The following is a 22,883-nucleotide window of genomic DNA, read 5'->3' as shown; positions in this document are numbered from 1 at the left end:
CATAACCTTCTGGAAGTAGAGCAGCGATGCCGGACCCCTTGATTCTCGCCCGGATACAGTTCGCCTTCACGGTGAGTTTTCATATCGTCTTTCCGGCCTTCACGATCGGATTGGCGAGTTATCTTGCCGTGCTGGAGGGGTTGTGGCTGGCGACCAAGCGCGATGTGTTCCTGCAGGTCTACCGCTATTGGCTGATCGTATTTGCCCTCGCCTTCGCCATGGGGGTCGTCTCCGGTCTGGTGATGAGCTACCAGTTCGGGACCAATTGGGGGCCTTTTTCGGAAAAAACCGGCCCCATTCTAGGTCCTTTGCTCGCCTATGAAGTGCTGTCCGCTTTCTTTCTGGAAGCCGGTTTTCTCGGGGTCATGTTGTTCGGGCTCGATCGCGTCGGTCCCAAGCTGCATTTTGCGGCAACGCTTTTGGTTGCCTTCGGTACCCTGCTTTCCGCCTTTTGGATTTTATCCGCCAATAGCTGGATGCACACCCCGGCCGGGTTTCGCATCGATGAAGGGCGCTATGTCCCCGACAACTGGCTCGAGGTGATCTTCAATCCTTCCTTTCCCTATCGCTTCGGGCATATGGTGCTGGCGGCTTATCTCACCACCGCTTTTGCCGTCGGCGCCACCGGCGCCTGGCATCTTCTCGGAAACAAGGCCGGCATGCCGGCGCGGGTCATGTTCGCCATGGCGGTTTCGATGGCGGTGGTGGTCGCTCCCGTTCAATTGATCGTGGGCGATCTGCACGGCCTCAATACTCTGACCCATCAGCCGGCCAAGGTGGCGGCGATGGAGGGGCACTTCGAAACCCACGCGGGGGCACCTCTGATTCTGTTCGGGATCCCCGACATGGAGGAAGCCGAGACGAAGTATAAAATCGGCATTCCCAAGCTCGCCAGTCTGATTCTCAAGCATGATTTCGATGCGGAAGTGACGGGGCTGGATGCTTTTCCGAGAGAAGCCTGGCCCAATGTGCCGATCGTCTTCTGGGCGTTCCGAATCATGGTGGGATTGGGAATGCTGATGATTCTGTTCGGAATCGTGGGCGCCGTGCTGACTTGGCGCAGGCGTTTGTTCGATGCGGCATGGTTCCATCGCTGGGCGGTGGCGATGGGGCCCCTGGGTTTCGTGGCGCTTCTGGCCGGCTGGTTCGTCACCGAAGTGGGGCGTCAGCCCTTTGCGGTTTATGGCCTGATGCTTACGGCCGAGGGCGCATCGCCCATCGGTGCGCCGGGCGTCGGTGGATCTTTGCTGGGCTTCATCGGGGTTTATTCATCGTTTTCGGCACCGGCGCTTACTACCTGATTCGGCTCATGCAACGCACGCCGGACGCTGAAATCGAAAAGCCCGCCGAACAGGGGCCGCTGCGGACCACGGGCGTGGCGCCCGGTCCGGCACTGGAAAAAGGTCCAAATTAGAAAATAGGCGGAATCATGTTCGATTTGCCCACTGTCTGGTTCTTACTGATCTGCGTGGCGCTGCTCGCCTATGTCATTCTGGACGGCTTCGATCTCGGTATCGGGATTCTCTTCCCCTTGGGCCGCAACCGGGAAGAGCGCGACCGAATGATGAATGCCGTCGCTCCGATCTGGGATGCTAACGAGACTTGGCTGATTTTAGGCGGCGGCCTTTTCGCCGCCTTTCCCCTGGCTTACTCCGTGCTGCTTACCGCCTTTTACGCGCCCGTCATCGGGATGCTGCTGGCGCTGATTTTGCGCGGGGTCGCGTTCGAATTCCGGTTCCGGGCCCAGCGCGCCAAAAGGTATTGGGACGCGTCTTTCACGCTTGGTTCCTTTCTGGCGTCCTTTTTTCAAGGCGTGATGGTGGGGGCATTCGTTCAAGGCATAGCGGTCGAGCATCGCGCTTATGCGGGCGGTTGGTTCGATTGGCTCACGCCTTTCAGCGTACTTTGCGGGTTCGCTCTGGCCGTGGGTTATTCGCTGCTCGGCGCCTCCTGGCTCGTCATCAAGTTGGACGGGGATCTCCAGCACCGGATGCGGGATCTTCAGCCGCCGCTGGGAGCGGCGCTGATCGTTTTGATCGCCCTCGTCAGCTTGGGAACGCTTTTCGTAAACGAGGGGGCTCGCATGGTTCTTCTTGCTCTGGGTCGGCAGTGTCATCGCCGCCCTTTTGGGCAGCTATGCGCTGAGGCTAACTCTGGGTATGCTGAATTATTTTTGAATTCCGTAATACCGGATTTGGTACCACCAGCGCCCGCAGATCTCGTGCAGGGCCAGGCCGGTATGGTAAAGCGCCGCGGGATTGGGGATCAGGGCCAGGGGGCCGGATTCCAAGGGGCCGGGGCGGGAATAACGGGTGCCGGCGGGAATGGCGCGCAGCCCGGCCCGGGAGAAGGCTTCCACCGCCCTTGGCAAGTGCCAGACGTGGGTGACCACGAAGGCGGAGTCGATGTTGTGGTTCTTCAGTAGAACGGTGCTGTTTCGGGCGTTTTCGAAGGTATTGCGGCTTTCGGTTTCCAGCCAGCGGGCGGGTGTGCCCAGTTCGGTCAGCACCTCCTGCATCAGTTCCGCTTCCGGTATTTCCTCGTTCAAGGGCCGGCCGCCGCTGGCCAGAATGGGCAGCCCGGTGCGCCGCTGCAGCCACGCGGCATACCGCAGCCGTTCCAGCCCCAAGCCGGCGATGGTGTCGCCGCCGTACTCCGGCGCATCGCGGTAACGCGACGCGCCCAGGACCACGATCGCCTGGGCGGCGGGAAGGTGCTCGGGGTCCAGGGCCGGATAAACCTCCAGTTGCCGGTAAAGCCAATGAGAGGTGGCGGGAATCGCGGCCAGATACAGAAGCAAAAGGGCGATTGCCAGGATCATCGGGCGGCGCAACCAAAGTCCCAGCCCCGCCAGCAAAAGCAGGGATCCCGGCGGCAGGACCAGGGTTTCCAGGATTCTAAGGAAGGCATAGCCGCCGGGCAAGGTCAACCCGCTTCCAGAAGCGCCCGGGCCTGCTGGTCGGCGTGATAGGAGGAGCGGACCAGGGGGCCGGCGGCCACTTGCTTGAAGCCCAATTGCTTGGCTACTTCGGCCAGTTCATCGAATGCCTCCGGCGGCACATAGCGCTTGACCGGCAGATGGTCGCGGCTGGGTTGGAGATACTGGCCCAGGGTGAGCATGTCGCAATCGTGGCGGCGTAGATCTTCCAGAACCTCGACGATTTCCGCATCGGTCTCGCCCAGTCCCAGCATCAACCCGGATTTGGTGGCCACTCCCGGGAGACGCCGTTTCACCTCCGCCAACAACTTGAGAGAACCTTGATAGTCGGCGCCCGGACGAGCCCGAAGGTAAAGGCGGGGGATGGTCTCCAAATTGTGGTTGAAGACTTCCGGCGGGTTTTGCGTCAGGATGTCCAGAGCCGTTTGCTCCCGTTTCCGGAAATCGGGGGTCAGGATTTCGATGAAGGTATCGGGGGAATGGCGACGGATGGCCGCGATGCATTCGGCGAAGTGCCGCGCGCCGCCGTCGCGCAGGTCGTCGCGGTTGACCGAGGTGATCACCACGTAGCGCAGTCCCAATTCGGCCACCGCGGCCGCCAGTTTTTCCGGCTCTTCGGAGTCGGGCGGGGCGGGGCGGCCGTGGGCCACGTCGCAAAACGGACAACGGCGGGTGCAGCGATCCCCCAGAATCATGAAGGTGGCGGTGCCGTGACCGAAGCATTCGTTGAGGTTGGGGCAGGCCGCCTCCTCGCAGACGCTGGCCAGATGGTGGCGGCGGAGCAGTTTTTTGACTCGGGCCACGCTGGGGTCGGCGCCGAGTCGGATCCGGAGCCAATCGGGCTTGCGCAGGGGGCTCGGGTCGCTTTCCACTTTGACCGGAATGCGGGCCAGCTTGGCGGCGCCGCGCTGGTGGGTGTCGGGGCGGGTGCGCGACGGGGCGCGCAGTTCCTCGAGATGATCAGGCATAGGGGGTCTCTCCTTCGGAAGTGATCGGGTCGCCTTACAGTCTGTTTCAAAACTCGTCTCTTGTGAGGGTCAGGGTAATCGCGAATGCCATTATCCCCTCTCCCGCTGGCGGGAGAGGGCAGGGGTGAGGGTGGATTAATCAAAAAGTCTTTCATTTCAATTAGATCCACCCTCATCCTAACCTTCTCCCGCCAGCGGGAGAAGGGACGCTTCTTGAGTCATTCCCGGACGGAGAGGAAATTAAGGTGACGTCGTGCCTCATAGGCTTGTACGGTATATCGAGTTTTGAAACAGACTCTTAGGTAGCTCGTGAGTGGTTCGGTCAACTTGCTCGAAACCCAGCTGAGCCATCAAAGAAGCGAGCAGCGGTACCGCCGCTTCGTGCACTTTGACCTGGGCGCCCAGATCCGCCAATCGAGTCATCTCCAGGCCTCGAAAACCGCATGGGTCGATGGCTTGGAAAGGAGTGGGGTCCAAATCCACGTTGAGGCTCAAGCCGTGATAGCTGAGGTATTTCTTCACTCGAATCCCCAACGATGCGATCTTGGCGCCTTCCACGTAGACACCGGGGGCATCGGAGCGTGGATAAGCCTGGATTCCGTACTGTCCCAGCAGGTCCACGGCGGCGCTTTCCAGCGCGCTGACCAGATCGCGCACGCTTATGCGCTTGCGGGCTAGGTCGATGAGGGTGTAGGCGATCAATTGTCCGGGGCCATGATAGGTAATCAAACCGCCGCGATCGGTCCGAACCAGCGGGATATCGCCGATGGCGTCGGGCGCATTGGCGTGGCCGCGGACCCCTACGGTGTAGACGGGCGGATGCTCCAGCAGCCAGATTTCGTCGGCCGTGGCCGGGGTTCGGGCGGCGGTGAAAGCCTGCATGGCCGCCAGGGCTTCAGCATAGTCGCGGATGCCGAGCCAGCGGACGATCAATTCACTCACAGCAACATCACCACATCTTCGTGCGCGTTCAAGTCGGTGTAGATGGCTTCCAATTGAGTCCGGCTGTGGGCGCGGATGGTGACGGTGACCACCGTATATTTGCCGCCACGGCTGGGCCGCGTGGTGACCGCGTTTTCCTTGAGGTCGGTAGTATGGCGGCGGACGATGCCGACCACTTCCAACTCGAACGCCTCGGTGGCGGGACCGAAAGCCTTGACCGGCCAATCGCAAGGAAATTCCAGCAGATCTTGCTCGCTCATGACGCTTCTCGGAAGGCCTGTTTGTAGGCTTGGAACAGTTCGTACATTTGTCGCCAGATCGGTCCGGGGGTTCCCTTGCCGACCGGACGGTTGTCCAATTCAACGACCGGCACCAGTTCCCGGGTGGAGCTGGTGTACCAGATTTCCTCGGCGCGGCGGAATTCCGCTAGCGGGATCGCCCGTTCTGCGGCCGGAATGCCGTGGGTCTCGGCCAGCTCCAAAATCAAATCGCGGGTGACGCCCGGCAGCAGGTGGGGCCCCTTGGGAGGCGTGACCACCGTCCCCTCCATGACCGCGAACAGGTTGCTGGCGGCGCCCTCGGTGACCGTGCCGTCGCGCACCAGGATCGACTCCTGGCAGCCATGATCGACGGCATCCTGGCGCAGCAGCACGTTGGCGAGCAAGGTGATGGTTTTGAGATGGCATAATTGCCAGCGGATATCCTCGCAGGTGACCGCCTTGGCCGGTTGGGGCTTAGTGGTTTGGATGGGGGTCGCCATGGCGAAGACGGTCGGGCGGATGTGTTCGGGAAAGACATGATCCCGCTTGGGGGCGGTTCCGCGGGTGATTTGGAGGTATATCGACTGATCCCCGTCGTCGCGCACCAATTCTCCCAGGATGTGGCGCCAACGCAGGGCTTCCAGCGGCGAGTCCAAGCGAATGCCGCGCAGACTGTACTCCAGGCGCTGCAAGTGTTCCTCGAGGCGAAACAGTTTGCCTCCGTAGGCCGGGATGACTTCATAGACGCCGTCGCCGAACAGGAAGCCGCGATCCAACACCGATACCTTGGCTTGGCTCAAGGGCAAAAAATCGCCGTTCAGGTAGACAATTGGATCGTTCATTATCGCTTGGCCCACCATTGGTCGATCAGCAGCCAGGCCTCATCCATGAGACGTCCAGCAAACCCTGCGGGTTCGATATCCTGCATGGCGACCAGGGGGGATTCCAGCAAGGTCTTTTCGCCCAGTCGTACCATGACTTTGCCCAGGTGCTCTCCGGATTTCATCGGCGCGGTGACCCACGGATCGGGAGCGACAATCGTATTCAGTTCGTCCTCCTTACCTTTGGGGACAGTGACGTAAACGGGGCGAACCAAGCCGACGGGAAGCTGTTGCTGCGCGCCTTTATAGATGCGGATTTGTTTTAATGGCTTATCCGCCTCGTAGAGCTTTTTGGTGACGAAGAAGCGGAATCCGTAATTGAACAAGGCTTGCGAGGCATCGGCGCGGGCCTTTTCGCTGGCGGTATCCATGACCACCGAGATGAGCCGCATTTGATCGCGCTGGGCCGAGGACACCAGACAGTAACCGGCGTTCTCGGTATGACCGGTTTTGACGCCGTCCACGGTGGCGTCGCGCCACAAAAGCAGGTTGCGGTTGTGCTGCGTGATGTGGTTGAAAGTATATTCTTTGATTTTGAACCAGCCGTAGTACTGGGGGAATTGGCTGATCAACGCCCGGGTTAGGATGGCCAGGTCCTTGGCGGTGGTATAGTGCTCGGGATCGGGCAGTCCGGTGCTGTTGACGTAATGGGTGTTTTCCATACCCAGGCGGCGGGCGTACTGATTCATCAATTCCGCAAAGGTCGTCTCATCACCGGCGATGTGTTCGGCCAAGGCGATGCTGGCATCGTTGCCCGATTGGATGATCACGCCTTTCAACAGTTTTTCCACCGGGATCTTCTTGCCGACCTCGATGAACATGCGCGAACCGGGCGCACGCCAGGCCTTTTCGCTCACCGTGACCCAATCGTCGAGCTGCAAATTGCCTTGCGCGAGCTCGTGAAAGACCACGTAGACGGTCATGATTTTGGTCAGGCTGGCCGGCGGGAGGCGGCGATCGACATCGTGATCGATCAGGACTTTGCCGCTGTGGAGGTCGGTCAGGAGATAGCTTTGGGCGGCCACTTCCGGCGGCGGCGGAACCACCGCCCGGGCCGGCGAGGCTGCCAGTATCAGCCAGATCAGTCCGAGAAAGAATAAAGGAGCAGACTTCTTCATGGGCATCGGTTTAGTTGTTGACGACTAAGGATGGGGTAATACCCAAGGTTTCCAGTTGCCGGGATAAGGCGTCCACCTGCGCCTGGGAGGCCAAGGGGCCGATTCGAACCCGATAGAGGGTTCCGTTATTGCGCTTGACGGGGTGCAGACTGGGTTTGGGAAACCGGGGGATGGCCAGGCGCGCCAGGAGGCGCTGGGCGTTGCCGGGGTCGGTGAAGGCGCCCACTTGCAGGTAGACGCCGCTTCCGCCGGCGGAATCGGGGTCCGGCTCCACCGCGTGCACCTCCACCCGGGCGGTACCGGTTTTGTCCAGCCCTAATTTGACCGCGGCGGCATAGGACAGATCGATGATTCGGTCCGAATGGAAGGGACCGCGGTCGTTGACTTTGACCACCACGCTGCGGCCGTTTAGCAGGTGGGTCACCCGGACGTAGCTGGGAATCGGCAAGGTGCGGTGAGCGGCGGTCATGGCGAACATGTCGTAGGGCTCGCCGCTGGCGGTGGGGTGGTCATGAAATTTCTTGCCGTACCAGGAGGCGACGCCGCGCTCGAGATAACCGCGGCTGGTTTTCATCACCCGGTAAGTATGCCCCAATACTTCATAACTGTCGGGGTTGGCGACTCGGCTGCGGGGTTCGAAGCGGGGGACGGCATCGGGAATCCGGCTCACATCCACCGGTTCGAGGGGCGGGCCGTCCTTGGGTTCCAGGCTGCATCCACCGACGAGCAAGAAGGCGACGGCCAACCAGCCCTTACTCATTCCGCGCATGGGTTGTTTCCCGTTCGATTCGCGATTTGACCGCATTGCTCAATTGGTAGACCGCCATGGCATAGAGAGGGCTGTGGTTGTAGCGGGTGATGACATAGAAATTCGTAAAGCCGAGCCATGCCTCCGGACCGTTTTCGCCGTCCAGACGAAGTACGTTGGCTTTCAGTTCGTCAGGGTAGGGGGTGTCCAAGGTCAAGCCGCGGTTTTTGAGATTCGCCAGGGTATCCTGGGGCTTGAGTTCGGTATCGGCCAGGGAAGCGGCAGCGGAAGGCAATGGCGCGGCAACCGGTTGGCCGTTTTGCCAGCCGTGTTCGGCGAAATAATTGGCGATGCTGGCGATGACGTCGGCGGGATTGGACCATATATCGTGTTTGCCGTCCCCGTCGAAATCGGCCGCGTAACGGCGAAAGCTGGAAGGCATGAACTGGGGCCAGCCCATGGCGCCGGCATAGGAGCCTTGGGGCCTGCGGGGGTCCATTTGCTCCTCCCGGCTGAGGAGAAGAAACTGCTCCAGTTCCCGGGCGAAGAATTGAGACCGGCGAGGATAAGCGAAGGCGAGCGTGGCGAGGGCATCCAACACCCGGAAAGAGCCGGTATGCGTGCCGTAGAGGGTCTCCACGCCTAGAATGGCGACGATGATTTCCGGAGGCACGCCGTAGGTTCGTTCCGCCTGTTCCAGCAGATCCCGGTGGCGGCGCCAGAATTCGGCGCCTTCCCGGATCCGGCGGTCGGTCAGGAAAATTTGCCGGTATGCATGCCACGGTTTGGCTTCGGCGGGGCGATCCATGGCATCCAGAATGGTCTGCTTGATCGCCGCATCGGTGAGAAGCGATCGCAATTCGGTTCGATCGAAGTCGTGTTCGGTCGCCATGCGTTCGATGAATTGGGCGGCCTGAGGATGCTGATCCAGGGGCAGACTCCAGGCGATCGGTGCCCAGCACATCGTTAGGCACAGGCGGATAGCGGTTTTCTTTCTCAAGATGGCACCAGCTTGCGGTGGGTGTGTAGGGACATCATGATACCAAAGCCGGCCATGAGTGTGACCATGGAGGTGCCGCCGTAACTGACCAGGGGCAAAGGAACGCCGACCACCGGCAGGATTCCGATGACCATGCCGATATTGACGAACATATAAACGAAAAAAGTGAAGGCCAGGCTGGCGCACATCAGACGGCTGAACGTGTCTTGGGCGACCAGGGCCATGTGCAGGCCGCGGCCGATAATGGCCAGGTAGAGCAGAAAAAGACCGATGCAACCCAATAACCCGAAATCCTCCGCCAGGACCGCGAAGATGAAATCCGTGTGGGGTTCGGGGAGAAATTCCAATTGCGCCTGGGTTCCCTGCAGCCACCCTTTGCCGGTCCAACCGCCCGAGCCGATGGCGATCTTGGCTTGGATGGTGTGGTAGCCGCGCCCCAAAGGGTCTTGTTCCGGGTTCAGAAACATCAGGATTCGATCCCGCTGATATTGGTGGAGGAGCGACCAGATCACGGGCAGAGCCGCCGCCGCCCCGAGCGCCAACCCGCCCAGCAGGCGCCAGGAAATGCCGGCGAAGAAGAGGATCGCGAAGCCCGCGCTGGCGACCAGAAGCGCGGTTCCCAGATCCGGTTGCTTGGCGATCAGCAAGACCGGCACCCCGATCCACACGCCGCTCAAGGCGATGGTTCGAGGGCGCGGCGGCAAGGGATGATCGGCCAGGAATCGGGCCACCATCATGGGGGTGAAAATCTTGATGAATTCAGACGGCTGAAATCGGATGACACCCAAATCCAGCCAGCGCTGAGCGCCTTTGCCGATGTCCCCCAGGATTAACACCGTCAGCAGCAGGATGACTCCGCCGCCAAACAGAAACGGGCTCCATCGGTATAGGGCGCGCGGATGGATCTGGGCCAAACCGACCATTACCCCGAAAGCCAATCCCAGCCGCACGAGTTGTTTGTAGATCAGAGAAAGATTGCCGCCGGTGGCGCTGTAGAGGATGACCAAGCCCATGCCGGACAGGACCAACAAACCCAGCAGGAGAAAAGGGTCGATATGGACGCGTTGCCAGAGATCGCGGGCTTGAGCAGGTTGATGGGGTAAAGCGGTACTCATGGCGAAATTTGCGCGTGGAGGTTTTCTTTCGACAGATAGCGATCGATGAGGTCCCGAGCGATGGGGGCGGCCTCGGAGCCGCCGTGACCGGCATTTTCGGCGATGACCGAGACGGCGATACGAGGGGAATCGGCCGGGGCGAAAGCGATGAACAGGGCGTGATCGCGCAATTTTTCTTTCACTTCCTTGGCGTGATATTTCTCGTCTTGTTTGACGGTGAACACCTGGGCGGTGCCGGTTTTGCCGGCCATCAAATAATCCAGCCCCCGGCTGATGCGATGAGCGGTACCTCGTGCTCCGTGGATGACGGCGATCATGGCGTCGATAACGGTCTGCCAATGACGGCGATCCAAATCGAGCGCTTCGGAAGAAGCTTGGGGGTCCGAGGCAATCGGCGCTTCCTGCGGGTATTGTTGGTAGGCGGCCACGTGCGGGGTGACCAGCTTGCCGTGGTTGGCAAGAATGGCGGTCGCCTTGGCCAGTTGCAGGGGAGTGACTTGGAGGAACCCCTGGCCGATGCCGGTGATCACGGTTTCTCCCGGATACCAAGGCTGATGGAGGGCATGCTGCTTCCATTGGCGCGAGGGAAGCAGGCCGTTTTTTTCACCCGCCAGGTCGATGCCGGTGCGGGTGCCGAAGCCCAATTGGGACAGGAAGGCGTGGATGCGGTCGATGCCCAGATTGCGCGCCAGGTCGTAAAAGTAGACGTCGCAGGACTGGATGATCGCATCGTCCAAGGAAACCGAACCGTGCCCCCATTCCTTCCAATCCCGATAGCGGTGCTGGACGCCGGGAAGCTGAAAATAACCCGGGCAGTAAAGCTTTCGGTGGGCGTCGGTCACGCCGTAGTTCAAGCCGGCCAGGCCGATAAAGGGTTTGATGGTGGAACCGGGGGGATAGCTGCCGCGCAACGTGCGATCGAAGAGCGGGCGATCGGGAGAATGCTGCAATGCCCGATAATCTTTCAGGCTGATGCCGTAGACGAAGGCGTTGGGGTCGAACCCCGGTTTGCTGACCAGCGCCAGGATTTCCCCGCTTTTGGGGTTGAGGGCCACCACCGCGCCGTTGTGCTCGCCCAGGCCGGCATGGGCGATTTGTTGCAGTTCGATATCCAAGGTCAGGTGCAGGTCGGCACCGGGACGCGGGCGCACCTCCTGCAAAACCCGAAGCTCCCGGCCGCGGGCGTTGGTCTCGATTTCGGCATAGCCGGTGTGGCCGTGAAGCACGCTTTCGTAGGCTTGCTCCACCCCCACTTTGCCGATGTGGGTGGTTCCCCGATATTCGGCCGGGTCCAGGCGTTTCAGCTCGCGTTCGTTGATGCTGCCCACGTAGCCCACCACATGGGAGACCAGTTCTTTATAAGGGTAATGGCGCACTAGGCGGGCGCGAATGTCGACGCCATGAAAAAAAGGTCGTTTGACCGCAAATCGGGCGACTTCCACATCGCTGAGGCGCAATTTGAGGGGAATGCTCTCGAAGCCCTTGAGGCGTCGCATTTGACGTTTGAACCGGGCGACTTCGCCGGGGGTGATATCGAGAATAGCCTGTAACCTCGCGATGGTGGCGTCCAGGTCTTTTACTTGTTCGGGAACGATTTCCAGGCTGTAAACGGACACATTCTCGGCCAGTACCTGGCCGTTGCGGTCGTAGATCAACCCCCGGGTCGGCGGCAGCGGCGCGATTTTTACCCGGTTATCCCGGGCCAGGGTTTCATAACGCTCGTGATGGAGGATCTGGAGATAGGTCAGGCGGCTGGTCAACGCGACGGTCAGCAAGACGACGAATGCCGCCGCCGTCACGAGGCGGGTGAGAAACAGACGGTTTTCGTGGGCGGCGTCTTTGAGGCGAAATACTGCCATGGGGTCAGGGAGACGTCAGATAACGCTGCTTCAAAGTACGGCAGAGGGTCAACACGGCGGGCCAGGCCAGCGTGCCCGTCAGCGAGGGGAGCCAATATTCCCAGCTGAGGTGGGTTTTGCCGCGAAGGGCTTCGAGCCAGAACATCAGGAATTGGGTGACGAGCAAAAACAGGAGAATGAAGGATAATTGCTGATGTAATGGAAATACCCGAAGGCGTGTATGGAAGCGCACGCAAATAAAAGCGATCAGCCCGTAGATGAAGGCATGCTGGCCCAGCAATCGCCCGGTGGCCGCATCCACCAACAGGCCGGTCAGCCAGGCGGGGCCTACCCCGAAGCGTTGCGGAACCGCCAGGCACCAGTAGATGATAACCAGGAGGACCCAATCCGGATTGAATGGGGCGATGAGGTCGGGCCAGGCGAACAAGCGCAACCAAAACGCCCCGACCAAACTGAGAAACATGACCACGGAACCGGAGTCAGGGTGCATCGGCGGTGCCCTCCGAGGGAGTCGCGGCGGGGGTGACGGCGGGCAGAAACGGTTTCGGCGTGCTTTGCCCCCAAGTGATCAGAACCTCCCGGATTCGGTCCAACTTCGCCGTCGGTTTGGCGCTGATCCGGGCGAACGGTTTCCCGGGTTGCGGTGCCACATCGGTGACCTTCGCCACGGGATAACCCTGCGGGAAGACCCCGCCCAATCCCGAGGTGATCAATAAATCGCCGGGTTGAATGTCGGCGTTGTTGGGAAGGTTGGGAACCTCCAGGCGGTCGAGATGACCGCTGCCGACCGCGATGGCGCGCAATCCGTTGCGGTTGACCTGGACCGGAATGGCATGGCTGGGATCGGTGATCAAGAGCGCCTCGGCGTTCACCGGGGTGACTCGAATCACCTGACCCACCACGCCGTCCACACTCATGACCGGCTGGCTCACGTGAACGCCGAAGTGGCCGCCTTTATTGACCAGCACCACGTGTTCGTAAGGAGCCAGATTCACCGCCAGCAATTCCGCCACCAGCATCTGCTCCCCCAGTTTGAAGGAATTATCGAGAAAGGCGCGCAACCGATCGTTTTCTTTTTTCAAGGCTTCATATTTCAAGGTACGTCGCTTGAGTCGACTGATCTCCGCCTTGAGCTGTCGATTTTCCTTCAGCAATTGAGCCCGGCCGGTGAAATTGCTCCAGACTTGATTGCCCAGTTCCTGCGGCGCATGGGCGAGCCATTGAACGGGATAAACCGCGATCGCCAAGCCCGAACGCAACCACGTCACCCGGTGGTAATGGTCGGCCGTCATCAAAACGCTGGCGGCGAGCAAGCACAAGACCACACGAACATTGAGCGACGGGCCGCGGGTGAAAATCAGTTTGATAATCAAGCCCCCTGGAGATGATTATTCCAGCGAGAAGGCGGCCGGCCCTTTTTCGTCCAGCAACTCCAGAATCATGCCGCCGCCTCGGGCGACGCACGTCAACGGATCGTCGGCGATCTCCACCGGCAGGCCGGTTTCTTCGGCGATCAAACGTTCCAAGTCCTTGAGCAAAGCACCGCCTCCGGTCAGAACGATGCCCCGTTCGGCCACATCCGCGCCCAAATCGGGGGGGGTTCGCTCCAATGCCTCCCGCACCGCGCCGACGATGCCCGCGAGGGGATCCTGCAGGGCCTCCAGAATCTCGTTGCTGTTGAGGGTGAAACTGCGCGGCACGCCTTCGGCCAAGTTGCGCCCGCGGACCTCGATTTCCCGCACCTCGGAAGCGGGATAAGCGCTGCCGATGGCGTGTTTGATCCGTTCGGCGGTGGCCTCGCCGATCAGGGTACCGTAGTTGCGGCGCACGTAGTTGATGATGGCTTCGTCGAAGCGGTCGCCGCCGATGCGGACCGACGCCGAATAAACGATGCCGTTGAGGGAGATGACGGCTACTTCGGAAGTACCGCCGCCGATGTCCAGCACCATGGAACCGCAGGCCTCGCCTACCGGCAAACCCGCGCCCACCGCCGCCGCCATCGGCTCTTCCACCAGGTAAACCTCTCGGGCGCCGGCGCCCACCGCCGATTCCTTGATCGCCCGGCGTTCCACCTGGGTGGAACCGCAAGGGACGCAGACCAATACCCGGGGGCTCGGTTTGAGGAGTCTGCTCTCGTGTACCTTGTTGATGAAGTACTGGAGCATTTTTTCGGTGACGGTGAAGTCGGCGATCACCCCGTCCTTGAGCGGGCGGATGGCGACGATATTGCCGGGTGTTCGGCCCAGCATCTGCTTGGCCTCTTGCCCCACGGCGGCGATGCTTTTGGCGCCGCGCAAGCGGTCTTCGCGGATCGCCACCACCGAGGGTTCGTTCAGAACGATGCCCTGTCCGGGGATGTAGATCAGCGTGTTGGCGGTACCCAGGTCGATGGAGAGATCGTTGGAAAAAAGTCCGCGCAGGCGTTTGAACATGGATTTCTAAATCTCTAAATTAAGTTACTTTAGCAATCGAATGGGGAATCGGGCAAGCGATCGATTATGATATAAATCGGGTAAAAAATGGATATGTATTTAACCGTCATTGGAGAAAACGATGTCATTAACCGTCGAAGAAGTCAGGAATATCGCGTATCTGGCCCGTATCCGGGTCGAGGATGAAGACGCCGGACGATATGCCCGCGATTTATCCGGCATCCTGGATTTCGTCGCTCAGATGAATGCGGTGGACACCGACACGGTGGCGCCCATGGCCCATCCTTTGGATTTGCCCCAAAGGCTGCGTCCGGATGAAGTGACCGAGGACAATCAGCGCGACCGCTTCCAGTCCATCGCCCCCGCAGTGGAAGCCGGTTTGTATCTGGTACCCCAGGTAATCGAGCAGGCATAAGTATTGAGGACCCGAATCCATGCATAATAAGAGTTTAGTTGAACTGGCGGCCGGGCTCCGCGCGCGAGAATTCTCCAGCCGCGAACTGATCCGCCATTTTCTCGATCGAATCGCCCGACATAATGATACCCTTAATGCCTTCGTTACGGTGACCGAAGATTCCGCCGAGGAGGCGGCGGCCGCCGCCGATGCCGTGTTGGAGCGTGGCGAAGGCGGCCCCCTCACCGGTATCCCGGTGGCTCAGAAGGATATTTTCTGCACTCTCGGTATTCGCACTTCGTGCGGTTCCAAAATGCTGGACAATTTCACCGCCCCCTACGATGCCACCGTGGCGACCCGTTTCAATCGGGCGGGCGCACCGCTGTTGGGCAAGCTGAACATGGACGAATTCGCCATGGGGTCGTCCAACGAAACCAGCTATTACGGTCCGGTGCGGAACCCCTGGCATACGGACTGCGTACCCGGCGGCTCCTCCGGCGGTTCGGCGGCGGCGGTGGCGGCAGGTCTGACGCCGGCCGCTACCGGCACCGACACCGGCGGTTCCATCCGCCAACCGGCGGCGTTCTGCGGCATTACCGGCCTCAAACCCACCTACGGGCGGGTGTCCCGTTGGGGGATGATCGCCTTCGCTTCCAGCCTGGACCAGGGCGGTCCCCTGGCCCGCAGCGCCGAAGACTGCGCGCTGCTGCTGCAGGCGATGGCCGGCTTCGACGCCAAGGATTCCACCAGCGTGGATCGGCCGGTGCCCGATTACGCCGCCGCCCTGGATCAAGATCTGACCGGGCTCAAGGTCGGCTTGCCGAAGGAATTCTTCACCGACTTGAGCGCCGATATGGCTCAAGTGCTGGAAGTCGCGATGGCCGAATATCGCAAGCTGGGGGTGGAATTCAAAGAAGTCTCTCTGCCCAACCTCAATCTGTCGGTGCCGGCTTATTACGTGATCGCGCCTTCCGAGTGTTCGTCCAATCTGGCGCGCTTCGACGGGGCGCGTTACGGCTACCGCTGCGAAGATCCGAAAAATCTCGAGGATCTTTACACGCGCTCGCGCGGCGAGGGCTTCGGGGCCGAGGTCAAGCGGCGCATCCTCACCGGCACCTACGCGCTGTCGGCCGGCTATTACGATGCCTATTACCTGAAGGCCCAGAAGATCCGCCGGTTGATCGCCGACGACTTCAAGCGGGCCTTCGAATCCGTGGACGTGCTGTTGGGCCCCGCCACGCCGACCCCGGCGTTCGGCATCGGCGAGAAGACCGACGACCCTATTTCCATGTATTTGTCCGATATTTACACCATCGCCATCAACCTGGCGGGGTTGCCGGCCCTGTCGGCGCCGGCCGGCTTCATCGACGGCAAGCCGGCGGGAATGCAGTTGATCGGCAATTATTTCGACGAGGCGCGGCTGTTGAACGTCGCCCACCGTTATCAGCAGGTGACCGAGTGGCATCGGCGCCGGCCGGAGCGGTTTGCGTAAGGGCGAACAATCCGTTCGCTCCTGTGGAATTTCAATCCAATTTCTACTGCTGAGGTATCGATTCAAAATGGAATGGGAACCTGTCATCGGGCTGGAAATTCACGTCCAGCTCCAAACCAAATCCAAAATCTTCTCCGGCGCATCCACCGCGTACGGCGCCGCCCCCAATAGCCAAGCTTGCGCCATCGATCTGGGGATGCCCGGAGTGTTGCCGGTATTGAACGAGGCCGCGGTTCGGATGGCGGTCAAGTTCGGCCTGGCGGTGGAGGCGCATATCGCCCCCCGCTCGGTGTTCGCGCGCAAGAATTACTTCTATCCGGATCTGCCCAAGGGGTATCAGATCAGTCAGTACGAGCTGCCCGTGGTGGGCAAGGGGCATTTGATGATCCACTTGGACGGCTTGGAAAAGCGCATCGGCATCACTCGGGCCCATTTGGAGGAGGACGCCGGCAAATCCCTGCACGAGGATTTCCACGGCATGACCGGCATCGATCTCAATCGCGCCGGGACGCCGCTGCTGGAAATCGTCTCCGAGCCGGACATGCGCTCGCCCGAGGAGGCGGTCGCCTACATGAAAAAGCTCCACCAACTGGTGGTCTATCTGGGCATCTGCGACGGCAATCTGCAGGAAGGCTCGTTCCGCTGCGACGCCAACGTATCGGTGCGCCCCACGGGCGAGGAAAAATTCGGCACCCGGGCCGAGATCAAGAACGTCAATTCGTTCCGTTTCGTGGAGCGGGCGATCAGCTATGAGATCGAGCGTCAGATCGAATTGCTGGAGTCCGGCGGAACCGTGGTTCAGGAAACCCGTTTGTACGACGCGGTCAAGGACGAGACCCGCTCCATGCGCGCCAAGGAGGAGGCCAACGATTACCGCTATTTCCCCGACCCGGACTTGCTGCCCTTGGTGATCGACGACGGCTTCGTCGAGGCGGTCCGCCGGGAGTTGCCGGAACTGCCCGAAGCCAAGTACCATCGCTTTATCGATCAGTACGGCCTCAAGCCCTATGACGCCGAGGTACTGACCGCCAGCCGCCCGCTGTCCGATTATTTCGAAAAGACGATCGAGCTGTCCGGCGGCGACCCCAAACTGTGCGCCAACTGGGTGATGGTGGAAGTGGCCGGCGCCCTCAACAAGGCCGGCCTGGACATCACCCGAACCCCGGTAACCGCCGAGCGACTGGCCGGCTTGCTGAAGCGCATCGCCGACAACACCATTTCCGGCAAGATCGCCAAGCAGGTGTTCGAACTGATGTGGGAGAGCGACAAGGAAGCCGATGCGCTGATCGAGGAGAAAGGACTCAAGCAGATCACCGACACCGGTGCGATTGAAGGGATCATCGACGAGATCATCGCCAACAACCCCAATCAGGTAGCTCAATATCTCGCCGGCAAGGACAAACTGTTCGGCTTTTTCGTGGGCCAGGTGATGAAAGCGACCTCCGGCAAGGCCAATCCCCAGCAGGTGAACGAACTGCTCAAGGCCAAGCTGAAAGGACAGTAACCCCGATGGCGGAAAAACGGCAGGTATTGGCGGTATTGGCCGGCGATCGGCGCATCCTCCAAGCCCTGCCGGAGGACTCGCTCCTGCGCCGCCATTGGCCCTATGCGCAGGCGGCCATCGAGGCGTATTGCGGCGGCGAGATACAAGCCATGCGCCGGGCCCTTGCAGCGATTCCGTTTCGCTCTCCCTATCGGGACCTGCGTTTTTTGCTGGGAGCGCTGGCCGCCTATCCGGAGCGGATCGAGGAAGGGCGGGCATTGCTTGCCCGAATTTCTCGCGATTCGCCTTTTGCTTGCCCGGCGCAAGCGGTGGCGGTCCTGTTCGGCGAAGACGAAAAAGTGCTCAAGCCTGCCGCAAGGAGTTTTGTCGATACGCTACGGGGGCGGGCCAAGACGACGGTCGAACCCGAGCAGCTTTTCCCGGAGTTGCTCGAGGCGGCGAAAGGGCGGGAAGACCCCGGTATTCGAGAGGCGCTGAAGGCGTTGTTGATCGATTATCCGGCCGGACTGACCGCCTACAGCGAACAATTCGGACCGCTTTCCCCGGTCGAGGAAAATCGCCGCCAGGCGCTGGCCGCCGAGCAAGCGGAGGCGTGGGAGGCGGCGATAAAGATTTGGGCCGACGCCGCCGAATCTTACCGGCAAAACAGTCAATATTTGGAAGCGGCGGCGGTGAATCGTCACCTTGCCCGCTTGACCGAGCGACTGGCGGGACCGGAGGATTCCCAGGTCGCAGAGTACCTGCACAAGGCGCTGGCGCTCGATCTGGGCCATCGGGATACTTGGCTGCAGCTGGCGCATTGGTACCGTAAAGCCGAAAAGAGCCAGCATCTCGGCCGTCTGTTGGACGATGCGCTCGAGCATTTTCCCGATGACTCGGCGGTGCTGGAGGCGGCGGCGGAGGCGGCGATCGATCGAGGGGTCTATAAGAAAGCGGCGCGTTTGACTCGCCGACTCCTCAAGCTCGATCCCATCAACTCGTCGGCCCGTCGACGCTTGGTGGTTGCCCATCTGCGCCACGCCCGTAAACAAATCGCCGCCGGCAAACATGAATTGGCCGTGAAGGAAATCCAGGCGGCCGCGGACTTGGCCCGGACTCCCAAGGAAGCGGCCAAAGCGGCGGCGCTAAAAGCCGGGTTGCGTCTGCTGGAGGGCGAAATGGACCCCCTGGCCGGGATGCAGCCGCCGTTGCCTTCGCCGCAGTGGGAATGCTTGGTGGCCGCCGAAGTGCTTCGTCTCGAATTGCCCCCCCGGCTCAGCCGGCCGCAGCTGAAGCGCTTGCGACAGGTTTTGGACGTTTCCGCGATGCAGATCGACAAGGCTGCGGTGACCGGTTTATTGGATTTGCTGGTGGAGGCGGTCGCCGAAGGAGTCCCCGCGGCCGATCTCTTCAAGCCGATACGCCCGTATTTGCAAAAAGGCGCCTCCCTGGACTGGCTCGAGGAGGAATTGATCGCCGTCTGCGAGCGGTTTTTATGCTTGGAGCAGTATCAATTGATCTGCGATTACGTGCGCGCCAGCTTTCATTGGGGACATCGCCCCCCGGCGCTGGTCTATTTCGACGCCGTGGCTCGGGGGCGAGGGTCCGCCGCCGACCTCAATCCGCACGATATCGTCGTTTTGCAACAAGCACTGGAGACAGCCAAGCACAAGAGGCAGCACCGATGGGCGGCCCGGATTGAGGATTTCCTGGAAGAATATGAGCAGAGTCGAGTGATTTTCGACCCTTGGAAGGGGGGCTTTCCCCGGGAAGCGCCCGTGTCGCCTCAGATCTCGCCCAAGGAGGTGCTCGCCAAACTGCTGGAAAATTTTTTTCCCCAAAGAGGTAAAAAATGACGCTTTCTCCCTTCGAGATTCTGGACGTCTCTCCCGATGCCGACGATACCGCGATCCGTCGTGCCTACCTCGCCGGGGTGAAAACTTATCCGCCCGAACGGGCGCCGCAGCGGTTTCAGACGATTCGCCATGCCTATGAAAAAATCCGCGACCGGCGGGCCCGGATCGAATACGCTTTGTTTCATTGTCCTTCCCTGGCCGAGATTGAACGGATGGCTCATGGAGCGGACTCCCCCCGGCCCACAACGGATCAATTGAGAGATCTGTTTGCCGAGTGCCTCGATGAACACTAGAGAGGAGTTGCTGGCGGCATTCGAACAGTTTTTGGACGAGGTGCCGGAAGACGAAGACACGTCCGAGGTCGGGCTGGCCCAACTGTTTGCCGAATTGGCCGCCCTGCGGGTCGAAGTCCGGACCGAAGGGCGTCAATTCAGCCAGACCTTGGAAGAATACCGCCGCCTGCTCCAATGGGCGGAGCGGGAACAAGCCGATTTCCATACGCGTCTCAAAGAGGGTGAGCGCGATTGTCTGCGCCCGGTACTGCTGGATCTGGTCGACTTGCGCGACCGTCAGGAGGCGGGCATCCAGGCGGTGGTGGCCTTGCGTCCCAACTGGTTGGTGCGTTTGCTGTGCAAACGCCGCCGACGATTGTTTCGTTCGGTTGTGGAAGGTTTGCAGATGACCTTGGCGCGCCTGGATCAGTTGCTCGCTTCACTGGGCCTCGAGCCGCTGGAAGCGAAGGGACGGCATTTCGATCCGGCGACCATGCGGGCGGCCGAGGTGGTTTCCCTTCGCAACCGCGCCCCGGGCGAGGTGGTGGGGATTCTGCGGCGCGGCTGGCGCTGGCGCGGCGAGGTGCTGCGGCTGGCGGAAGTGAAAGTGAACAAACCCGATGAGGAAATATGAGCGAACCAGAGACGATCATCGGCATCGATTTGGGCACCACCAACTCCGAGGTGGCGATTCTGGATCACGGCCGACCGGTGATCATTCCGAACGAATCCGGCAACCGGATCCTGCCTTCGGTGGTGGGTGTCGACGATTACGGCGGTCTGTTGGTGGGTGAGGCGGCGCTCAACCAGTGCCTCCTTTATCCGGAGCGGACGGTGCGTTCCATAAAGCGCCGCATGGGAACCGCGGAGACGGTTTCCCTGGGCGACCGCGAATATAGCCCCCAGGAAATTTCCGCGATCGTCCTCCGGACGCTGAAGGCGCAGGCCGAAGACCACCTCCGCCGACCGATCCGCAAGGCGGTGATCACCGTGCCGGCCTATTTCAACGACGCTCAGCGCCAGGCCACCCGCGAGGCGGGCGAAATTGCCGGCCTCGAAGTGGTGCGCATTCTCAACGAGCCCACCGCGGCGGCCTTGGTGTACGAAACCGATCTCACCCGACCCATGAAAGTCCTGGTCTATGACCTGGGCGGGGGGACCTTCGACGTTTCGGTAGTGCAAATCGAAGCGGGGGTGGTGGAAGTGATCGCCAGCCACGGTGACAATTACCTGGGAGGCGACGATTTCGACCGTGAGATCGTGGAACTGCTGGTGGAAAGGCTTCAGGAGAAGCATGGGCTCGATGTCCGGAGCGACCGCAAGGTCATGGCGCGTCTCTGGCGGGCGGCGGTGGCGGCGAAACTGACCTTGTCCGATCGTCCCTATGCCGCGATCAAGGAAGAGTTTTTGACCAAGAAGGACGGCGTGCCGATCCACCTTTCCCTGGAGTTGTCCCGGGCTGAATACGAGGCGCTGATTTCCCCTTATATCGACCGCACCATCGAAGCACTCCATATCGCATTGAGCAGCGCCGGTCTGACCGTTTCCGAGATCGACGATGTTCTCTTGGTGGGCGGCACCACTCGTACGCCTTTGGTTCAGGAACGGCTCGAAGACGAACTGGGTCGCTCCCCTCAAGCGGCGATCGACCCGGATCTGTGCGTCGCCCTGGGGGCGGCGATGCAGGCTGGGATGATCGCCGGCGAGCCGGTCCAATCGGTACTGGTGGACATCACCCCTTACACGTTCGGCACCAGCTATCTGGGGGAGTTGGAAGACGGAACCTTCTACCCTTTCGTTTTCGCCCCCATCATCAAGAAAAACACCCCGCTGCCGGCTTCCAAGGCCCAAGTGTTTCACACCATGATCAACGAGCAGGAACGGGTGGATGTGCGGGTTTATCAAGGGGAGCATCAAGACGCCCAGCAAAACACCTTGGTCGGTGAGTTCATGGTGGAAGGGCTGCGCAAGGCACCGGCGGGCGACCCCCTGGTGGTGCGCTTCGATCTCGACTTGGACGGGATCTTAAACGTCACCGCCACTGAAAAGGCCACCGGATTGGAGAAGAGTATTCGAATCGAGCATGCGATCGATAGAATGGATCAGGGCCAAATCTCCGCCGCCCGTTCGCGGATCGGAGAATTGTTCGGCGCCGGAGCCGAAGCCTCTGAATTCGAAGAGGCACGGGTGTTGACGGCAAAAGCCGAAGGCATGCTCGCCGAGGTCGGCGAGGAGGATCGGGAAGAAATCGGTGAATTGCTGCAAGCGCTGCGGGAGGCGATGGAGCGAAAAGATTCCGATGCGGTCGCCGAACCCCTGGAGACCTTGCGCGATATTCTCTATTATCTGGAGCACTGATGGAGCGTTGTCCCGTATGCCGGGCGAGATTAAGGGATCGTACTCGATGCCGCCGCTGCGGTTGCGATTTGAATAGGGCGATCGCCTCCGAGAGGCGCGCCCGCAGCTATTTGGCCCGGGCACTGCGGGCCCTGCGAGCGGGGCGCTTAGAGGCGGCCCGGGAGGCGGCTGAGCTGGCATTGCGTTGGGATGGTTCGGTAGCGGTTAGAACAACAGCGGCTTTCGTCCAGCGGCGGGCAAAGGAGAGGGAACGAGCGTACAGGATCGCTTCAGCTTGAGGTGGTATAAACGGGGGGTGATTCCGAAATAGAATCTTGAGGTGATAGTCATGTACATCAAGCGTATGGTTGCCGGAGCGATCCTGGCAGGTTTTCTGGTGGGTTTGACGGCTTGCACCAACAGTCCCTACAGCTATCAGGGGGCGACCGCCGCCGGCGCCATCGGGGCGGCGGCCGGGGCCTTGATCGACCAGAACAACCGTTGGCGCGGCGCGTTGATCGGCGGGGCGTTGGGCGGCACCTTGGGGGCGATCACCACCGAAATCGCCGCCCGCGCCGCCCGAGAAGCCGCTTTCAGCGGTCGGTCGGTCGCCTACCAGAGCAACGACGGTTGGCAGCGGGTGGAGGCGCAACCGTTGGGTTACGACGCCAGAACCCGGTGCCACAAGGTCCACGAAAAAATCTGGCAAGGCGGTAACTTGGTCGAGGACCATATCCGCGAAGTTTGTGAAGGTGAAAAAACCGAACAGCGTTACTGAAAAGGACGGT

General features: G+C 60.8%; 22 protein-coding genes and 1 pseudogene. 10 read left to right on the top strand and 13 right to left on the bottom strand.

Features of this window, described 5'->3' with window-relative positions; all coding sequences use genetic code 11:
* Positions 1-26 precede the first annotated feature (26 nt).
* Together H035_RS20140 and cydB are read left to right on the top strand one after the other, a co-directional pair.
* On the top strand, positions 27-1,301 hold the full coding sequence (locus tag H035_RS20140) for a cytochrome ubiquinol oxidase subunit I (protein ID WP_321162859.1): 1,275 nt from the start codon (positions 27-29) through the stop codon (positions 1,299-1,301).
* A 128-nt stretch (positions 1,302-1,429) separates the two neighbouring features.
* Positions 1,430-2,122, top strand: a pseudogene (cydB, locus tag H035_RS22800) (cytochrome d ubiquinol oxidase subunit II); the annotation flags it as partial.
* A gap of 45 nt (positions 2,123-2,167) precedes the next feature.
* Here cydB and H035_RS0115250 read toward each other — a convergent pair.
* From H035_RS0115250 to H035_RS0115190, 13 genes are all read right to left on the bottom strand, one after another.
* Positions 2,168-2,929, bottom strand: a complete 762-nt coding sequence (locus tag H035_RS0115250) for a YdcF family protein (protein ID WP_022949827.1) — start codon at positions 2,927-2,929, stop codon at positions 2,168-2,170.
* Entirely contained in the window at positions 2,926-3,906 is a 981-nt protein-coding gene (lipA, locus tag H035_RS0115245) for a lipoyl synthase (protein ID WP_022949826.1), read from the bottom strand. The genes H035_RS0115250 and lipA overlap by 4 nt, the downstream gene beginning before the upstream one ends.
* A 258-nt stretch (positions 3,907-4,164) precedes the next feature.
* Positions 4,165-4,848: a lipoyl(octanoyl) transferase LipB gene (lipB, locus tag H035_RS20135; protein WP_051149871.1), complete on the bottom strand. Its 684-nt coding sequence runs from the start codon at positions 4,846-4,848 to the stop codon at positions 4,165-4,167.
* Entirely contained in the window at positions 4,845-5,108 is a 264-nt protein-coding gene (locus H035_RS0115235; protein ID WP_022949824.1) for a YbeD family protein, read from the bottom strand. Before H035_RS0115235 ends, lipB begins: the two co-directional genes overlap by 4 nt.
* Positions 5,105-5,950 carry a D-amino acid aminotransferase gene (locus tag H035_RS0115230; RefSeq protein ID WP_026596677.1) on the bottom strand — a complete coding sequence of 282 codons (846 nt, stop codon included), beginning with the start codon at positions 5,948-5,950 and terminating at the stop codon, positions 5,105-5,107. The genes H035_RS0115235 and H035_RS0115230 overlap by 4 nt, the downstream gene beginning before the upstream one ends.
* Positions 5,950-7,107 carry a D-alanyl-D-alanine carboxypeptidase family protein gene (locus H035_RS20130; protein ID WP_022949822.1) on the bottom strand — a complete coding sequence of 386 codons (1,158 nt, stop codon included), beginning with the start codon at positions 7,105-7,107 and terminating at the stop codon, positions 5,950-5,952. Before H035_RS20130 ends, H035_RS0115230 begins: the two co-directional genes overlap by 1 nt.
* Before the next feature lie 10 nt (positions 7,108-7,117).
* A complete protein-coding gene (locus tag H035_RS0115220) occupies positions 7,118-7,876 on the bottom strand; it encodes a septal ring lytic transglycosylase RlpA family protein (RefSeq protein WP_084685014.1) in 759 nt (252 codons plus the stop codon).
* A complete protein-coding gene (mltB, locus tag H035_RS20125) occupies positions 7,860-8,855 on the bottom strand; it encodes a lytic murein transglycosylase B (protein WP_235044663.1) in 996 nt (331 codons plus the stop codon). Before mltB ends, H035_RS0115220 begins: the two co-directional genes overlap by 17 nt.
* Positions 8,852-9,970 carry a rod shape-determining protein RodA gene (rodA, locus tag H035_RS0115210; RefSeq protein ID WP_022949819.1) on the bottom strand — a complete coding sequence of 373 codons (1,119 nt, stop codon included), beginning with the start codon at positions 9,968-9,970 and terminating at the stop codon, positions 8,852-8,854. Before rodA ends, mltB begins: the two co-directional genes overlap by 4 nt.
* A complete protein-coding gene (mrdA, locus tag H035_RS0115205; protein ID WP_022949818.1) occupies positions 9,967-11,829 on the bottom strand; it encodes a penicillin-binding protein 2 in 1,863 nt (620 codons plus the stop codon). The genes rodA and mrdA overlap by 4 nt, the downstream gene beginning before the upstream one ends.
* A 4-nt stretch (positions 11,830-11,833) precedes the next feature.
* A complete protein-coding gene (mreD, locus tag H035_RS0115200) occupies positions 11,834-12,319 on the bottom strand; it encodes a rod shape-determining protein MreD (protein WP_022949817.1) in 486 nt (161 codons plus the stop codon).
* Entirely contained in the window at positions 12,309-13,202 is an 894-nt protein-coding gene (mreC, locus tag H035_RS20120) for a rod shape-determining protein MreC (protein WP_022949816.1), read from the bottom strand. Before mreC ends, mreD begins: the two co-directional genes overlap by 11 nt.
* Positions 13,203-13,217: 15 nt before the next feature.
* On the bottom strand, positions 13,218-14,261 hold the full coding sequence (locus H035_RS0115190; protein ID WP_022949815.1) for a rod shape-determining protein: 1,044 nt from the start codon (positions 14,259-14,261) through the stop codon (positions 13,218-13,220).
* Positions 14,262-14,382: 121 nt separating this feature from the next.
* Here H035_RS0115190 and gatC point away from each other — a divergent pair, with 121 nt between their 5' ends.
* From gatC to H035_RS0115150, 8 genes are all read left to right on the top strand, one after another.
* Positions 14,383-14,676, top strand: coding sequence for an Asp-tRNA(Asn)/Glu-tRNA(Gln) amidotransferase subunit GatC (gatC, locus tag H035_RS0115185; RefSeq protein ID WP_022949814.1), 294 nt, complete (start codon positions 14,383-14,385; stop codon positions 14,674-14,676).
* 19 nt (positions 14,677-14,695) lie between these two features.
* A complete protein-coding gene (gene gatA, locus H035_RS0115180) occupies positions 14,696-16,147 on the top strand; it encodes an Asp-tRNA(Asn)/Glu-tRNA(Gln) amidotransferase subunit GatA (protein ID WP_022949813.1) in 1,452 nt (483 codons plus the stop codon).
* 67 nt (positions 16,148-16,214) lie between these two features.
* On the top strand, positions 16,215-17,651 hold the full coding sequence (gene gatB, locus H035_RS0115175) for an Asp-tRNA(Asn)/Glu-tRNA(Gln) amidotransferase subunit GatB (protein WP_022949812.1): 1,437 nt from the start codon (positions 16,215-16,217) through the stop codon (positions 17,649-17,651).
* Between the two features lie 5 nt (positions 17,652-17,656).
* Positions 17,657-19,486, top strand: a complete 1,830-nt coding sequence (locus H035_RS0115170) for a tetratricopeptide repeat protein (protein ID WP_022949811.1) — start codon at positions 17,657-17,659, stop codon at positions 19,484-19,486.
* Positions 19,483-19,779 (top strand): J domain-containing protein, encoded by a 297-nt coding sequence (locus H035_RS20115; RefSeq protein ID WP_022949810.1) that lies wholly within the window; start codon positions 19,483-19,485, stop codon positions 19,777-19,779. The genes H035_RS0115170 and H035_RS20115 overlap by 4 nt, the downstream gene beginning before the upstream one ends.
* On the top strand, positions 19,769-20,392 hold the full coding sequence (locus H035_RS0115160) for a nucleotide exchange factor GrpE (RefSeq protein WP_022949809.1): 624 nt from the start codon (positions 19,769-19,771) through the stop codon (positions 20,390-20,392). Before H035_RS20115 ends, H035_RS0115160 begins: the two co-directional genes overlap by 11 nt.
* Positions 20,389-22,116, top strand: a complete 1,728-nt coding sequence (locus tag H035_RS0115155; RefSeq protein ID WP_022949808.1) for an Hsp70 family protein — start codon at positions 20,389-20,391, stop codon at positions 22,114-22,116. Before H035_RS0115160 ends, H035_RS0115155 begins: the two co-directional genes overlap by 4 nt.
* A 328-nt stretch (positions 22,117-22,444) precedes the next feature.
* Positions 22,445-22,873 carry a YMGG-like glycine zipper-containing protein gene (locus tag H035_RS0115150; protein ID WP_022949807.1) on the top strand — a complete coding sequence of 143 codons (429 nt, stop codon included), beginning with the start codon at positions 22,445-22,447 and terminating at the stop codon, positions 22,871-22,873.
* Positions 22,874-22,883: the final 10 nt, after the last annotated feature.

Source organism: Methylohalobius crimeensis 10Ki, assembly GCF_000421465.1.
In the GTDB taxonomy this organism is placed as follows: domain Bacteria; phylum Pseudomonadota; class Gammaproteobacteria; order Methylococcales; family Methylothermaceae; genus Methylohalobius; species Methylohalobius crimeensis.
This window is presented reverse-complemented; position numbering and strand designations above follow the sequence as displayed.

What these genes read in the sequence shown, in the direction of transcription:
- H035_RS20140 (WP_321162859.1), top strand. Translation starts at nt 27, where the DNA reads ATGCCGGACCCCTTGATTCTCGCCCGGATACAGTTCGCCTTCACGGTG.
- H035_RS0115150 (WP_022949807.1), top strand. Translation starts at nt 22,445, where the DNA reads ATGTACATCAAGCGTATGGTTGCCGGAGCGATCCTGGCAGGTTTTCTG.
- H035_RS20115 (WP_022949810.1), top strand. Translation starts at nt 19,483, where the DNA reads ATGACGCTTTCTCCCTTCGAGATTCTGGACGTCTCTCCCGATGCCGAC.
- lipA (WP_022949826.1), bottom strand. Translation starts at nt 3,906, where the DNA reads ATGCCTGATCATCTCGAGGAACTGCGCGCCCCGTCGCGCACCCGCCCC.
- H035_RS0115170 (WP_022949811.1), top strand. Translation starts at nt 17,657, where the DNA reads ATGGCGGAAAAACGGCAGGTATTGGCGGTATTGGCCGGCGATCGGCGC.
- rodA (WP_022949819.1), bottom strand. Translation starts at nt 9,970, where the DNA reads ATGAGTACCGCTTTACCCCATCAACCTGCTCAAGCCCGCGATCTCTGG.
- H035_RS0115220 (WP_084685014.1), bottom strand. Translation starts at nt 7,876, where the DNA reads ATGCGCGGAATGAGTAAGGGCTGGTTGGCCGTCGCCTTCTTGCTCGTC.
- gatB (WP_022949812.1), top strand. Translation starts at nt 16,215, where the DNA reads ATGGAATGGGAACCTGTCATCGGGCTGGAAATTCACGTCCAGCTCCAA.
- H035_RS0115190 (WP_022949815.1), bottom strand. Translation starts at nt 14,261, where the DNA reads ATGTTCAAACGCCTGCGCGGACTTTTTTCCAACGATCTCTCCATCGAC.
- H035_RS20130 (WP_022949822.1), bottom strand. Translation starts at nt 7,107, where the DNA reads ATGAAGAAGTCTGCTCCTTTATTCTTTCTCGGACTGATCTGGCTGATA.
- H035_RS0115160 (WP_022949809.1), top strand. Translation starts at nt 19,769, where the DNA reads ATGAACACTAGAGAGGAGTTGCTGGCGGCATTCGAACAGTTTTTGGAC.
- H035_RS0115230 (WP_026596677.1), bottom strand. Translation starts at nt 5,950, where the DNA reads ATGAACGATCCAATTGTCTACCTGAACGGCGATTTTTTGCCCTTGAGC.
- mreD (WP_022949817.1), bottom strand. Translation starts at nt 12,319, where the DNA reads ATGCACCCTGACTCCGGTTCCGTGGTCATGTTTCTCAGTTTGGTCGGG.
- gatC (WP_022949814.1), top strand. Translation starts at nt 14,383, where the DNA reads ATGTCATTAACCGTCGAAGAAGTCAGGAATATCGCGTATCTGGCCCGT.
- gatA (WP_022949813.1), top strand. Translation starts at nt 14,696, where the DNA reads ATGCATAATAAGAGTTTAGTTGAACTGGCGGCCGGGCTCCGCGCGCGA.
- mrdA (WP_022949818.1), bottom strand. Translation starts at nt 11,829, where the DNA reads ATGGCAGTATTTCGCCTCAAAGACGCCGCCCACGAAAACCGTCTGTTT.
- H035_RS0115155 (WP_022949808.1), top strand. Translation starts at nt 20,389, where the DNA reads ATGAGCGAACCAGAGACGATCATCGGCATCGATTTGGGCACCACCAAC.
- H035_RS0115235 (WP_022949824.1), bottom strand. Translation starts at nt 5,108, where the DNA reads ATGAGCGAGCAAGATCTGCTGGAATTTCCTTGCGATTGGCCGGTCAAG.